Source organism: Leclercia tamurae, assembly GCF_025566055.1.
Lineage (GTDB): Bacteria > Pseudomonadota > Gammaproteobacteria > Enterobacterales > Enterobacteriaceae > Enterobacter > Enterobacter tamurae.
On record NZ_JAMHKS010000077.1, the window covers coordinates 313,952 to 327,738 of the forward strand.

General features: G+C 53.9%; 13 protein-coding genes. 12 read left to right on the forward strand and 1 reads right to left on the reverse strand.

All coding sequences use genetic code 11. From position 1 onward, the window contains the following. The first annotated feature begins 9 nt into the window (after positions 1–9). The 6 genes from gltJ to M8318_RS19510 all read left to right on the forward strand — a co-directional run bounded on the left by gltJ (position 10) and on the right by M8318_RS19510 (position 7,084). Positions 10–750, forward strand: coding sequence for a glutamate/aspartate ABC transporter permease GltJ (gene gltJ / locus M8318_RS19485; RefSeq protein WP_032617037.1), 741 nt, complete (start codon positions 10–12; stop codon positions 748–750). Continuing rightward, on the forward strand, positions 750–1,424 hold the full coding sequence (gene gltK, locus M8318_RS19490; protein WP_106992336.1) for a glutamate/aspartate ABC transporter permease GltK: 675 nt from the start codon (positions 750–752) through the stop codon (positions 1,422–1,424). Before gltJ ends, gltK begins: the two co-directional genes overlap by 1 nt. Continuing rightward, complete coding sequence (locus tag M8318_RS19495; protein ID WP_262664055.1) at positions 1,424–2,149, forward strand: amino acid ABC transporter ATP-binding protein; 726 nt, start codon at positions 1,424–1,426, stop codon at positions 2,147–2,149. The genes gltK and M8318_RS19495 overlap by 1 nt, the downstream gene beginning before the upstream one ends. Positions 2,150–2,271: 122 nt before the next feature. Beyond that, a complete protein-coding gene (rihA, locus tag M8318_RS19500) occupies positions 2,272–3,207 on the forward strand; it encodes a pyrimidine-specific ribonucleoside hydrolase RihA (RefSeq protein ID WP_262664056.1) in 936 nt (311 codons plus the stop codon). 344 nt (positions 3,208–3,551) lie between these two features. After that, positions 3,552–5,228, forward strand: coding sequence for a ShlB/FhaC/HecB family hemolysin secretion/activation protein (locus tag M8318_RS19505; protein ID WP_262664057.1), 1,677 nt, complete (start codon positions 3,552–3,554; stop codon positions 5,226–5,228). 68 nt (positions 5,229–5,296) lie between these two features. Then, positions 5,297–7,084: a filamentous hemagglutinin N-terminal domain-containing protein gene (locus M8318_RS19510; RefSeq protein ID WP_262664058.1), complete on the forward strand. Its 1,788-nt coding sequence runs from the start codon at positions 5,297–5,299 to the stop codon at positions 7,082–7,084. A gap of 77 nt (positions 7,085–7,161) precedes the next feature. On the opposite strand, the gene M8318_RS19515 is transcribed toward M8318_RS19510, so the two are convergent. Continuing rightward, positions 7,162–7,644 carry a zinc ribbon-containing protein gene (locus M8318_RS19515; RefSeq protein ID WP_106992804.1) on the reverse strand — a complete coding sequence of 161 codons (483 nt, stop codon included), beginning with the start codon at positions 7,642–7,644 and terminating at the stop codon, positions 7,162–7,164. Positions 7,645–7,857: 213 nt separating this feature from the next. Between M8318_RS19515 and leuS the strand changes: the two genes are divergently transcribed. The 6 genes from leuS (at position 7,858) to rlmH (ending at position 13,780) form a co-directional block, all read left to right on the forward strand. Beyond that, positions 7,858–10,440 carry a leucine--tRNA ligase gene (leuS, locus tag M8318_RS19520; RefSeq protein ID WP_262664060.1) on the forward strand — a complete coding sequence of 861 codons (2,583 nt, stop codon included), beginning with the start codon at positions 7,858–7,860 and terminating at the stop codon, positions 10,438–10,440. 14 nt (positions 10,441–10,454) lie between these two features. After that, positions 10,455–11,033: an LPS assembly lipoprotein LptE gene (gene lptE, locus M8318_RS19525; RefSeq protein WP_106992332.1), complete on the forward strand. Its 579-nt coding sequence runs from the start codon at positions 10,455–10,457 to the stop codon at positions 11,031–11,033. Beyond that, positions 11,033–12,064 (forward strand): DNA polymerase III subunit delta, encoded by a 1,032-nt coding sequence (holA, locus tag M8318_RS19530; RefSeq protein WP_262664062.1) that lies wholly within the window; start codon positions 11,033–11,035, stop codon positions 12,062–12,064. Before lptE ends, holA begins: the two co-directional genes overlap by 1 nt. A gap of 3 nt (positions 12,065–12,067) precedes the next feature. After that, a complete protein-coding gene (gene nadD / locus M8318_RS19535) occupies positions 12,068–12,721 on the forward strand; it encodes a nicotinate-nucleotide adenylyltransferase (RefSeq protein ID WP_262664063.1) in 654 nt (217 codons plus the stop codon). A gap of 270 nt (positions 12,722–12,991) precedes the next feature. Further along, positions 12,992–13,309, forward strand: a complete 318-nt coding sequence (gene rsfS / locus M8318_RS19540) for a ribosome silencing factor (RefSeq protein WP_032617029.1) — start codon at positions 12,992–12,994, stop codon at positions 13,307–13,309. Between the two features lie 3 nt (positions 13,310–13,312). Continuing rightward, on the forward strand, positions 13,313–13,780 hold the full coding sequence (gene rlmH, locus M8318_RS19545; protein WP_003858701.1) for a 23S rRNA (pseudouridine(1915)-N(3))-methyltransferase RlmH: 468 nt from the start codon (positions 13,313–13,315) through the stop codon (positions 13,778–13,780). Positions 13,781–13,787 lie beyond the last annotated feature (7 nt).

Genomic DNA, 13,787 nt, shown 5'->3' on the forward strand with positions numbered 1-13,787 from the left:
GAGTTTATTATGTCAATCGACTGGAACTGGGGCATTTTTCTGCAGCAAGCCCCGTTCGGCAACACCACCTATCTTGGCTGGCTGTGGAGCGGTTTTCAGGTTACGGTCGCCCTGTCGATCACCGCCTGGATCATCGCTTTCCTGGTCGGCTCGCTGTTCGGTATTTTACGTACCGTGCCTAACCGTTTTCTCTCCTCGCTGGGAACCTGCTACGTCGAACTGTTCCGTAACGTTCCGTTGATCGTGCAGTTCTTCACCTGGTATCTGGTTATTCCGGAACTGCTGCCGGAAGATCTCGGCATGTGGTTCAAATCTGAACTGGATCCTAACGTTCAGTTCTTTGTCTCCTCAATGCTCTGCCTCGGGCTGTTCACCGCTGCCCGCGTATGCGAGCAGGTGCGTGCGGCGATCCAGTCTCTGCCCCGCGGACAGAAAAACGCGGCGCTGGCGATGGGTCTGACCTTACCGCAGGCCTACCGTTACGTTCTGCTGCCGAATGCCTATCGCGTGATTGTGCCACCGATGACCTCGGAGATGATGAACCTGGTGAAAAACTCGGCCATCGCCTCCACTATCGGTCTGGTGGATATGGCCGCGCAGGCGGGCAAATTGCTGGATTACTCCGCGCACGCGTGGGAATCCTTTACTGCCATTACCCTGGCGTACGTGCTGATTAACGCGGTGATTATGCTGGTGATGAACCTGGTCGAACGTAAAGTTCGCCTGCCGGGCAACCTGGGGGGCAAATAATGTACGAGTTTGACTGGAGTTCCATTGTTCCTTCCCTGCCCTACCTGATTGATGGCCTGATCATCACCCTGAAGATCACCCTGACGGCGGTGATTATCGGGATTGTCTGGGGCACTCTGCTGGCGGTCATGCGCCTGTCGAGTTTTAAGCCTGTCGCCTGGTTTGCCACGGCCTATGTCAACGTATTTCGCTCTATCCCGCTGGTGATGGTGCTGCTGTGGTTTTACCTGATCGTACCGGGTCTGCTGCAGAATGTACTTGGCCTGTCGCCGAAATCCGATATCCGTCTGATCTCGGCGATGGTGGCATTCTCGATGTTTGAGGCGGCGTACTACTCAGAGATTATTCGCGCTGGGATCCAGAGTATCTCCCGCGGGCAGTCCAGCGCCGCCCTGGCGTTAGGCATGACCCACTGGCAGTCGATGAAGCTCATCATTCTGCCGCAGGCGTTCCGCGCCATGGTTCCGCTGCTGCTGACCCAGGGCATCGTGCTGTTCCAGGATACCTCGCTGGTTTATGTGTTGAGCCTGGCAGACTTCTTCCGCACCGCCTCCACCATCGGTGAGCGCGATGGTACTCAGGTCGAGATGATCCTGTTCGCAGGTGCGGTCTATTTTGCAATTAGTTTAAGCGCGTCGCTGTTGGTCAGCTGGCTGAAGAAAAGGACAGTGTAATGATTTCCCTGAAAAATGTTTCTAAATGGTATGGGCACTTTCAGGTGCTGACCGACTGCTCCACGGAAGTGAAAAAGGGCGAAGTAGTGGTCGTTTGCGGGCCGTCCGGCTCGGGCAAATCCACCCTTATCAAAACCGTGAACGGCCTTGAGCCGGTGCAGCAGGGCGAGATTATCGTCAACGGCACCAAAGTGAATGACAAGAAAACCAACCTGGCGAAGCTGCGTTCTAATGTCGGGATGGTGTTCCAGCATTTCGAGCTGTTCCCGCATCTGTCGATCATTGAGAACCTGACCCTGGCGCAGGTAAAAGTGCTCAAACGCGATAAAGCGAAGGCGCGTGAAAAAGCGTTGAAACTGCTGGAGCGCGTGGGTCTGACGGCGCATGCGGATAAGTTCCCGGCGCAGCTCTCCGGCGGCCAGCAGCAGCGTGTGGCGATTGCCCGCGCGCTGTGTATGGATCCGGTGGCGATGCTGTTTGATGAGCCAACCTCCGCCCTCGACCCGGAGATGATCAACGAAGTACTGGACGTTATGGTACAGCTGGCGCAAGAAGGGATGACCATGATGGTGGTGACCCACGAAATGGGCTTTGCCCGTAAAGTGGCGAACCGCGTGATCTTTATGGATGAAGGCAAAATCGTGGAGGACTCCGCCAAAGAGGAGTTCTTTGCCAACCCTCAGTCCGATCGCGCCAAAGATTTCCTCGCCAAAATCCTGCATTAATCTCCCCGGTGCGCAATCGCTCAGATTGCGCACTGCTTCACGCTTTTCATCTGTTTGCCTCGTCTGCTCCTCCCTTCAGCGTTAGCCTTGTCGCAAAACAATACTGAGAAATGGAGAATTCTATGGCACTACCCCTTATCCTTGATTGCGATCCGGGTCATGACGACGCGATAGCGCTCGTCCTTGCTCTCGCCTCACCAGAACTTGACGTCAAAGCCGTTACCTCCTCAGCCGGAAACCAGACCCCGGACAAAACGCTGCATAATGTCCTGCGCATGCTCACGCTGTTAAAACGCAGCGATATCCCGGTAGCCGGCGGTGCCGTTAAGCCGTTAATGCGGGATCTGATTATTGCCGATAACGTGCACGGTGAAAGCGGTCTTGATGGCCCCGCCCTGCCCGAGCCGGGCTTTGCCCCGCAGAATTGTACGGCCGTAGAGCTGATGGCAAAGGTACTACGTGAGAGTCCGGAGCCGGTTACGCTGGTGGCGACCGGCCCACAAACCAACGTCGCCCTGCTGCTGAACAGCCACCCGGAGTTGCATGCAAAAATCGCCAGGATTGTGATCATGGGCGGCGCCATGGGGCTGGGGAACTGGACGCCTGCCGCTGAATTCAATATTTATGTCGATCCTGAAGCGGCGGAAATCGTCTTCCAGTCTGGCATCCCGGTGGTGATGGCTGGGCTGGACGTGACGCACAAAGCGCAAATCATGGCTGAGGATATTGAACGTTTTCGCGCGATCAATAACCCTGTAGCGAAGACGGTTGCTGAGTTGCTCGACTTCTTTATGGAATACCACAAAACCGAAAAGTGGGGCTTCCAGGGCGCACCGCTGCACGACCCTTGCACTATCGCCTGGCTGCTGAAGCCCGATATTTTCACCACGGTAGAACGCTGGGTGGGCGTCGAGACCCAGGGGAAATACACCCAAGGGATGACGGTAGTGGATTATTATTTCCTGACCGGCAATACCCCTAACGCCACGGTAATGACTGATATCGATCGCCCGGCTTTTGTTAATTTGCTGGCCGAACGCCTGAAATTCTACGCGTAGTTCCGCTTTTGCAGGCTCCTCTGTCCGGGCTCGGAGGGCCTGCGCTCCCTGAAAAATGAGCCGGAAATCAATAAAGTGAGATAGTAGTTCATATATAAATGAGGAAAAGAGCATAGAAACCCTGCCCGGTTTTAACTAGCATATTCACTTCTCCGATGTTTCCCGTGTTTTATCAAGTCTGGGTTATCAATCGTTTACTTATTCTAAAATGAGTTTTCATTGTTCAAGCTCACCCGCTTGCGATAATGTAATATTGCTGCATTTGCTTACAATTTGAGAAGGATTCTCTTAATTCGACATGCAGCGTCACACTCCGCCCAATGAAACAAAATGGATATTGCTTCATGCTGAAAAATAACAACGGCTTTATCGCCGGTTTTATTATTTTTATTACGCTTTGTCATACTGCCATCGCTAGTACCGCGCACCCTTCGACAAATCAGTCTGAGCAAGATCGCGCCCGCGAAGCTGCGCTGACGCCTCAGCAACAGGAATATCAATCCACTCGCGTATATTCTGCCGAGGAGAAAATAATTTTCCCCAAAGAGAGAGACTGCAAATTTATTAAAGAGGTTAATATTGAATCAGAAGACAGAGCATTAACCCAGAAGCTGCTAGGGAAATTAGTCAGCCAGGCAAAATCGCAATGTCTGGGTATTGCAGGTATTCGTCTGCTGACCCGCAGTTTACAGAATGAACTGATCGTCAAAGGCTATATCACGTCTCTTATCGATATTCCCTCTCAGTCGCTGGAGAGCGGTATATTACAATTAACCTTAACCTACGGGAAAATTGGCCACATTGCGTTTGCCACCGATGAACCGGTGACCCGAACCGGCCTCTGGAATGCCTTGCCGTTCTCGGCAGGCGATATTTTGCGCCTGCCCGATCTCGAACAAGGGATGGCGAACCTGCAACGCATTCCGGGTTCAGCAGCCCATATGAAACTGCTTCCGGGGCAGAACCACGCGGAGAGTGACGTGCGCCTGACGCGTCAACTTGATAAATCCTGGCAGGTGGGCGCCTGGCTGGATGATGCTGGCAGCCACGCTACCGGGCGCTATCAGGGCGGCGGAGCGCTCTATCTCTATGATATGGCCTCGCTGAACGACATTTTATATGTGGCCGCCGGGGGCGATGTTGAGTTCAACCAACATGACGATGGCAATAAAAACGCCAGTGTTTACTACTCCGTTCCCTTCGGTTACTGGAACATGAGCGTTTACGCGGCGCACAGCGAATACCTGCAACAGTTTCGCGGCCAGTGGTCTACTACCGATTATGAAAGCAAAAACCGTTACTACAGCGCAACGCTGTCACGCCTGATTTCCCACACCCGAACGCAAAAAACGATGCTGGACGCAAAGATATTTAAAAGCACCTCCCGCTATTACTTTGGTGGTAGCGAACTCAGCGTGATGCGCAAGCAGAACCCTGGCTGGGACCTTACCCTGCGCCACCAGCATTACTTTGACAGCAAGATTATTGAAGCTTCGCTGGGGGTGCAGAACCGCTTGCCGTGGCTAAGTTCCACGTCGACTCCGGAAGAGAATGCGGGGCTGTACGATAAGCACGCCCGTATACTGCATGCCGATCTAAAGGCATTAATGAAATTCCCCCTCACCGGCAATAAATTTAGTTGGTCGCCACAAATAAGCGCACAGCTCAGCCCGGATATTTTATCGTCCGATAATAAAATGAATATTGGCAATCGCTGGACGGTGCGGGGCTTTGATGGCGAACGAACATTATCCGGTAATCAGGGATGGTACTGGCGCAATGATTTTAGCTGGGATATTCCCTCCCCGAATCAGCAATTCTATACCGGTCTGGATATCGGCAGATTGACGGGCAGTGAACAATATGGCCAGGGAAAAGTATTATCCGGCGCGGTGCTGGGATTACGGGGTGAGAACTTCTCAACCCAGTATGATTTTTTTATTGGCACGCCACTGAGCAAACCTGATAATTTTCATACACAAGCACTCAATATGGGTTTTTCATTGCAGTGGAGGTATTAAAGGACAAACGTTAGTTGTTTTAACTTATTTATATTTAACGACGCTCATTATTTAAAGGAATAAATTCAATGTTTAAATTTAAGATCTCTTATGTAGCGCTTGCTGCAGCCCTGACCTCGACCTTTGTTTATGCGGAACCAACCAGCTATACCCATCAGTCCGGCACAAAAATCATTGATATTGAAGCGCCGAACGCGGCCGGGGTATCGCATAACATGTACCGTGAATTTAACGTTGATAATAAAGGCGTGATTCTCAATAACAGCGGTACCAACTACAGCCATAGCAACTTTGGCAATATCGCTAAAAACAATAACCTGGCGAACGGCAGCGCATCGGTGATCCTGAATGAAGTGATCTCTAACAAAGCGAGTTCACTGCAGGGCTTTATCGAAGTGGGCGGAATGAGAGCCGATGTGGTGATTGCTAACCCTAACGGTATCACCTGTTCAGGCTGTAGCTTCATCAATACCAACAAAGCAGTTCTGACTACCGGTAAAGTAAACCTGAGCGACACTGGCGCGATCGGCAGCTACACAGTGACAGGCGGTAAAATTACCGTTGATGCTTATGGCATGAACGCCGCTAACAGCTATGCTGCAATTCTGGCGGATGCCATTCAACTTAACGGGACAGTAACCGCCGCCAATGCAACACTCAGCGGCGGTAATTTCACCTTTGATAACGCCACGGGCCGCATCACCTCCGCAGGGAAATCAGCCACTCTGCTGCAAACCCTGATCCCGGAGTACAGCATCGACATCAGCAAGCTGGGCGGGGTGAAAGCCAACAACATCACGATGGTTGGCAATAACTTAGGGTTTGGCGTACGCAACAAAGGGGCAGTTGTCGCCAGTACCACGCTCTCTATGGCAACGAATGGCGCACTGGTAAATGAAGGGGCCATCACTAACAACGGCTATCTCACCCAACTGTCTTCTGCTGGCGAACTGAAAAACAGCGGTACCATCTCCTCGGCCTATATTGCAGCACTCAGCACCCTGAAAGACCTGAATAATGAAGGTTCAATCTTCAGCGGCAATCAAATGATGGTTTCTGCTGCGGGTAATATCAACAATAAAGGCAGTATTAAGGCTACCAACGCGCTGGCAATCACCACCAATGGCGACCTGAATGCCAGTTACGGTTCTTACCTGGTTTCAGATAACCAACTTGCTGTCACCGCGCTCGGTAATGTCGACAACGGCGGCACCCTGTCTGGCAAAAATACTTCAGTTAGCTTCAGCGGAAGCAGTTTCAAAGTCACTGGCAACATCGCCGGCTCTGAAAACCTGCTCATTCAATCCTGGAAAAATAATGCCAGTTCCAACGGCGAAATCTCCAACGCTGGCGTCATCTCCGGGGGCAATGTCACTATCAGAACTGAAGGTACTCTGGCGCAGGCCGCCGATAGCCGCCTGTATGCCAGCAACAGCCTGACGACCCATAGCTACTGGCTAAATAATGCCGGTTTTATGGGCGGAGACGCAAACCTGAACATCGACACGACTGTGACCCATAATTACGGCCATATTGATGGCGCTAATGTGAATCTGGTGACCTGGCTGGATTTGCATAACGAAGGGCTTATTCGTTCTATTTATGATATGAATCTGAGCACCGGCGCTAATGGCAATATTATCAACCGCGGCAACATCATTGCCTGGAATAACATGACCTTAACAGCGAACAAAGTAGTGAATGGCGGTTACGGATGTGGTTTCCTGAAACTGTCGACCTGCGGTGTAGGCACCCTAACGGCGAACAGCTTGATTCTGAACTCCTCCCATAAATATGCTTCTAATATGGGCGGCACGCAGAATATTAAAATAACTGAAGCTAATAAGATTAAATAAACCGCGAGATACCACGATACGATGCCTGCATCGTATCGTGGCGTAAACACAAAGCGGGTGTGACGACACCCGTTTTTTTATGGTTCAAACGGACGACGCTGGAATTGATCGTGACCACACTTTGGACAGACCGGCAACAGGTCCGGAGTATAGACCGCCAGATGGAAGTGACAGTTTTCACACACCAGATTGCCGAGCCCAACCACCTCCCCACTGTGATACACCCCATGATGGTTGAGATCCTGGAACACCTCGCGCCACTCCAGCTGCGTTTTATCGGTGATATCCGCCAGCTCCTGCCACAGACTCTCTTTGATCACCCGCATAAAGACGCTATCAGCGACCTCATCCTGGCTCTCTTCGTAGCTGCGGGCGAACTCCTCCAGATCGCGGCGCACCGCGCGGGTCACCTCCTCCACTTCGGTACGTGTTAACTCACCCGTCTGCATCACCCTCAGGCGCGCCTGTTCGACGAGCGCATCAATATCACGCTCACCATTACGCAGACGTTCAGTTAATGTGGCGACCAGTTCACGGTAAAATTGAGCAACCTTGTTCATCATTTGCCTCCCGGGTAAGTAACTCTCTCTAATGATAGACCTTATTTGCGCCCCGCTTTGTCAGGTCATCCACACTCTGCGTAAATTCCTGCAAGGCGCTTTTCAGGTAAAGGCTGTTTTGACGCGGGCGTTTGGGCTATGCTATGCGGATCTGAATTACCACCTCCATTGGCTACGTTTGTAGCTGTATTGAACACAGGACCACTGGCTGCCATGCAAGAGCAATACCGCCCGGAAGAGATAGAATCGAAAGTCCAGCAACACTGGGACGAGAAGCGCACTTTTGAAGTCACCGAAGACGAGAGCAAAGAGAAGTATTACTGCCTGTCGATGCTTCCCTATCCTTCTGGCCGACTACACATGGGCCACGTGCGTAACTACACCATCGGTGATGTGATCGCTCGCTATCAGCGTATGCTGGGTAAAAACGTCCTGCAGCCGATCGGCTGGGATGCGTTTGGTCTGCCTGCTGAAGGTGCTGCGGTAAAAAACAACACTGCGCCTGCTCCGTGGACCTACGACAACATCGCCTACATGAAAAACCAGCTCAAGATGCTGGGCTTTGGCTATGACTGGAGCCGCGAGCTGGCGACCTGCACTCCGGAATACTACCGCTGGGAGCAGAAGTTCTTCACCGAGCTCTACAAAAAAGGGCTGGTCTACAAGAAAACCTCCGCCGTTAACTGGTGCCCAAACGATCAGACCGTTCTGGCCAACGAACAGGTTATCGACGGCTGCTGCTGGCGCTGCGACACCAAAGTAGAGCGTAAAGAGATCCCACAGTGGTTTATCAAAATCACCGCTTACGCCGACGAACTGCTGAGCGATCTGGACAATCTGGACCACTGGCCAGATACCGTGAAAACCATGCAGCGCAACTGGATCGGTCGTTCTGAAGGGGTGGAAATCACCTTCGACGTTGAGAACTACGATCAGAAACTGACCGTTTACACCACCCGTCCGGACACCTTCATGGGTGCGACCTACCTGGCCGTGGCTGCAGGTCACCCGCTGGCGCAGAAAGCGGCAGAGAACAATCCGGAACTGGCTGCCTTCATCGACGAATGCCGCAACACCAAAGTGGCCGAAGCCGATATGGCGACCATGGAGAAGAAAGGCGTTGCCACCGGTTTCTACGCGACGCATCCGCTGACCGGCGAAGCGATCCCGGTCTGGGCTGCCAACTTCGTGTTGATGGAGTACGGTACGGGTGCCGTGATGGCCGTTCCGGGTCACGATCAGCGCGACTACGAATTTGCCACCAAATACAGCCTGGCGATCAAGCCGGTTATTCTCGCGGCAGATGGCTCTGAGCCGGATCTGTCCGGGCAGGCGCTGACCGAAAAAGGCACCCTGTTCAACTCCGGCGAATTCAGCGGCCTGAGCTTTGAAGAGGGCTTCAACGCCATTGCCGACAAACTGACGGCGCTGGGCGTGGGCGAACGTAAAGTTAACTACCGTCTGCGCGACTGGGGTGTTTCCCGTCAGCGTTACTGGGGCGCGCCAATCCCAATGGTCACCCTGGAAGACGGCACCGTCCTGCCAACCCCTGAAGATCAGCTCCCGGTGATCCTGCCGGAAGACGTGGTCATGGATGGCATCACCAGCCCGATCAAAGCCGATCCTGAGTGGGCGAAGACCACCGTGAACGGCATGCCTGCGCTGCGTGAAACTGACACCTTCGACACCTTTATGGAGTCCTCCTGGTACTACGCGCGTTATACCTGCCCGCAGTATCAGGAAGGCATGCTGGATTCCGATGCAGCAAACTACTGGCTGCCGGTCGACATCTACATCGGCGGGATCGAACACGCCATCATGCACCTGCTCTACTTCCGCTTCTTCCATAAGCTGATGCGCGACGCGGGCCTGGTAAACTCTGATGAGCCAGCCAAACAGCTGCTGTGCCAGGGCATGGTGCTGGCGGATGCCTTCTACTACGTGGGCGTGAACGGCGAGCGTAACTGGGTCTCCCCGGTGGATGCTATCGTTGAGCGCGACGAGAAAGGCCGCATCGTTAAGGCGAAAGATGCCGCGGGTCACGAGCTGGTTTATACCGGCATGAGCAAAATGTCGAAGTCCAAAAACAACGGCATTGACCCGCAGGTGATGGTAGAGCGTTACGGTGCCGATACCGTGCGTCTGTTCATGATGTTCGCCTCTCCGGCAGACATGACCCTCGAGTGGCAGGAGTCCGGCGTTGAAGGGGCTAACCGCTTCCTGAAACGTGTCTGGAAACTGGTTTACGAACACACCTCTCAGGGCGCAGTACCGGCACTGGATACCGCAGCCCTGACGGAAGATCAGCAGGCGCTGCGTCGTGATGTTCATAAAACTATTGCCAAAGTAACCGATGATATTGGTCGTCGTCAGACCTTCAATACCGCAATTGCGGCTATTATGGAATTGATGAACAAGCTGGCGAAAGCCCCGCAGGAAGGCGAGCAGGATCGTGCCTTGATGCGTGAAGCATTGCTGGCGGTTGTCCGTATGCTGAACCCGTTCACCCCTCACGCCAGCTTTACTCTGTGGCAGGAACTGAACGGCGAAGGCGATATCGACAATGCACCGTGGCCGGTGGCGGATGAATCCGCAATGGTGGAAAACACCACGCTGGTCGTCGTGCAGGTCAACGGCAAAGTACGCGGTAAAATCACTGTTCCGGTTGATGCAACCGAAGAGCAGGTCCGTGAACGCGCCGGCCAGGAACATCTGGTGGCGAAGTATCTTGATGGCGTTACCGTACGTAAAGTGATCTACGTGCCCGGTAAACTGCTGAACCTGGTCGTTGGCTAAGCGCGGGAGGAAGCGTGCGACAACTGGCAACATTACTGTTATCGCTGGCGGTGTTAGTCACCGCCGGCTGTGGCTGGCACTTGCGTAACACTACACAGGTGCCGGAACAGATGAAAACCATGATTTTCGATTCGGGCGATCCAAATGGTCCGCTGAGCCGTGCCATTCGTAATCAGCTGCGCCTTAACGGCGTTGACCTGATCGAAAAAGGAACGCTGCGCCAGGATATTCCGTCATTCCGCGTATTAAGTTCTAGCCTGAGCCAGGATACCGCGTCCATCTTCCAGGATGGTCGTACTGCGGAATACCAGATGGTGATGGAAGTTCACGCTGCGGTGTTGATCCCGGGTAGCGATATTTACCCTATCAGTACCAAGGTCTACCGTTCGTTCTTCGATAACCCGCAGACTGCGCTGGCGAAAGATGCAGAGCAGACCATTATCGTTAACGAAATGTATGACAAGGCAGCAGAGCAGCTGATTCGTAAGCTGCCGAGCGTCCATACCGCTGAAAAAGAGAATGCCCTTAAAGCGCAGCCTGTGGCTAAGCCAGCGGCATCCTCATCTCGCGTCACCACGACGCTGGGTCAGTAATGCTCAGGTTGTACCCTGAACAACTCCGCGCGCAGCTCAATGAAGGGCTGCGCGCGGCGTATCTGCTTCTCGGAAACGATCCGCTGTTGCTGCAGGAGAGCCAGGACGCCATACGTCAGCTTGCGGCGACCCAGGGCTTTGAAGAGCACCACAGTTTCACCCTGGATAACAGCACCGACTGGCAGGAGATTTTTTCTCTCTGTCAGGCGATGAGCCTCTTTGCCGCCCGGCAAACTCTGCTTATTCAGTTACCGGAAAACGGCCCTAATGCGGCCATCAACGAACAACTGGCCACGCTGGTAAGTCTGCTGCATAACGATCTTCTGCTGATTGTCCGCGGCAACAAGCTGACCAAAGCCCAGGAGAATGCCGCCTGGTTTACGGCGCTGGCAAACCATTCAGTACTGGTGACCTGTCAGACCCCGGAGCAGGCGCACCTGCCCAAATGGGTGGCGGCCCGGGCAAAGCAGAACAATCTTCAGCTGGATGACGCGGCGAATCAGCTGCTCTGTTACTGCTACGAAGGCAACCTGCTGGCCCTTGCCCAGGCGCTCGAGCGACTGTCGCTGCTCTGGCCGGATGGCAAACTGACCCTGCCGCGCGTCGAGCAGGCTGTTAACGACGCGGCCCATTTCACCCCTTTCCACTGGGTCGATGCCCTGCTCTCGGCGAAGAGCAAGCGCGCCCTGCATATCCTGCAACAGCTGCGTCTCGAAGGCAGTGAGCCTGTGATCCTGCTCAGAACCCTGCAGCGTGAACTGTTGCTGCTTCTGACCCTGAAACGTCAGTCGGCCCATACACCCCTGCGCGCGCTGTTTGATAAACACCGGGTCTGGCAGAACCGTCGCGGCATGACCACCGAGGCCCTGAACCGCCTGAGCCCGGAACAGCTGCGCCAGGCCGTTCAGCTGCTGACGCGTACCGAGCTGACCCTGAAGCAGGATTACGGCCAGTCGATCTGGTCCGAGCTGGAAAGCCTTTCGCTGCTGCTGTGCCACAAGGCGCTGGCTGATGTCTTTATAGAAGGGTAAGAGATGCACTCTCTCCAGGCTCTGTTTGGCGGTACCTTTGACCCGATCCACTACGGGCATCTGAAACCGGTCGAAATTCTGGCGAACCAGATTGGTCTGCAGCGCGTCACTATTATGCCAAACAACGTGCCGCCGCACCGTCCCCAGCCCGAAGCCAGCGCCGCACAGCGCAAAGCGATGCTGGAGCTGGCGATTGCCGATAAGCCGCTTTTTCACCTCGACGAGCGTGAACTGCGTCGGAACAGCCCATCTTATACTGCGCAAACTCTGCAGGCGTGGCGCAGCGAACAGGGGCCGGAGAGACCGCTGGCCTTTATCATCGGCCAGGACTCACTGCTTAGCTTTCCAGGCTGGTATCAGTATCAGACGATCCTCGATAACAGCCATTTGATCGTCTGTCGTCGTCCGGGTTATCCGCTGGCGATGAAAGAGGAGCAGCATCAGCAGTGGCTGGAGCAGCACCTGACATATCAGGCTGAAGATCTGCATACCCTGCCAGCCGGTAAAATCTATCTGGCGGAAACGCCGTGGTTTGATATTTCGGCCACCCTGATCCGCCAGCGTCTGCAGCAGAGACTACCCTGTGATGAGATGTTACCGGCTGCGGTGCTGCATTACATTCAGCAGCAGGGTCTGTATCAGAAAAGCAGCAACTGACTGGACGCCGGGAGAAAAAGCGCGCCATTCGCGCTCTCGGCATTGACACCCCCGTCCAGGCTGATATCCTCCGCTGCCAGACTTCCCGCCAGCACTGTTTTACAAAAACTGTTTTACAAAAATGGCGATGCAATCTCCGGCATAGGGTGGGATGATACCCGCCTTCGCAGGCCCGTCCGGTGACATTAGTCCCGATACTGCGGCCAGTTCAGGTATACTGTCTGGCTACGAATTTACAGTTATTCAATCTCACTTTCCCAGGGGGAAAACTTGCAGGGTAAAGCACTCCAGGATTTTGTTATCGACAAAATTGATGACCTGAAAGGTCAGGACATCATCGCCATCGACGTTCAGGGCAAATCAAGCATCACCGATTGCATGATTATCTGCACCGGTACCTCCACTCGCCACGTTGCTTCCATCGCTGACCATGTTGTGCAGGAATCCCGCGCTGCCGGTATGCTGCCGCTGGGCGTTGAAGGCGAAGCGACCGCTGACTGGGTCGTTGTTGACCTTGGCGATGTGATTGTCCACGTCATGCAGGAAGAGAGCCGTCGCCTGTATGAGCTGGAAAAACTCTGGGGTTAATGCGTGAAGCTGCAACTGGTAGCCGTCGGCACAAAAATGCCCGACTGGGTACAAACAGGGTTTACTGAATATCTGCGTCGTTTTCCGAAAGACATGCCCTTTGAGCTGGTGGAGATCCCCGCCGGCAAACGCGGCAAAAACGCAGATATCAAACGCATTCTCGACAAAGAGGGTGAACTGATGCTGGCTGCCGCAGGCAAAAACCGCATCGTCACGCTCGATATTCCGGGCAAGCCCTGGGATACACCGCAGCTGGCGCATGAACTGGAGCGCTGGAAGCAGGACGGTCGCGACGTCAGCCTGTTAATTGGCGGTCCCGAGGGATTATCTCCCGCCTGCAAAGCGGCAGCAGAACAGAGTTGGTCTCTCTCCGCGCTGACGCTGCCCCACCCGCTGGTTCGGGTGTTGGTTGCTGAAAGTCTCTATCGCGCGTGGAGCATCACGACTAACCATCCTTATCACCGTGAGTAATGATGAC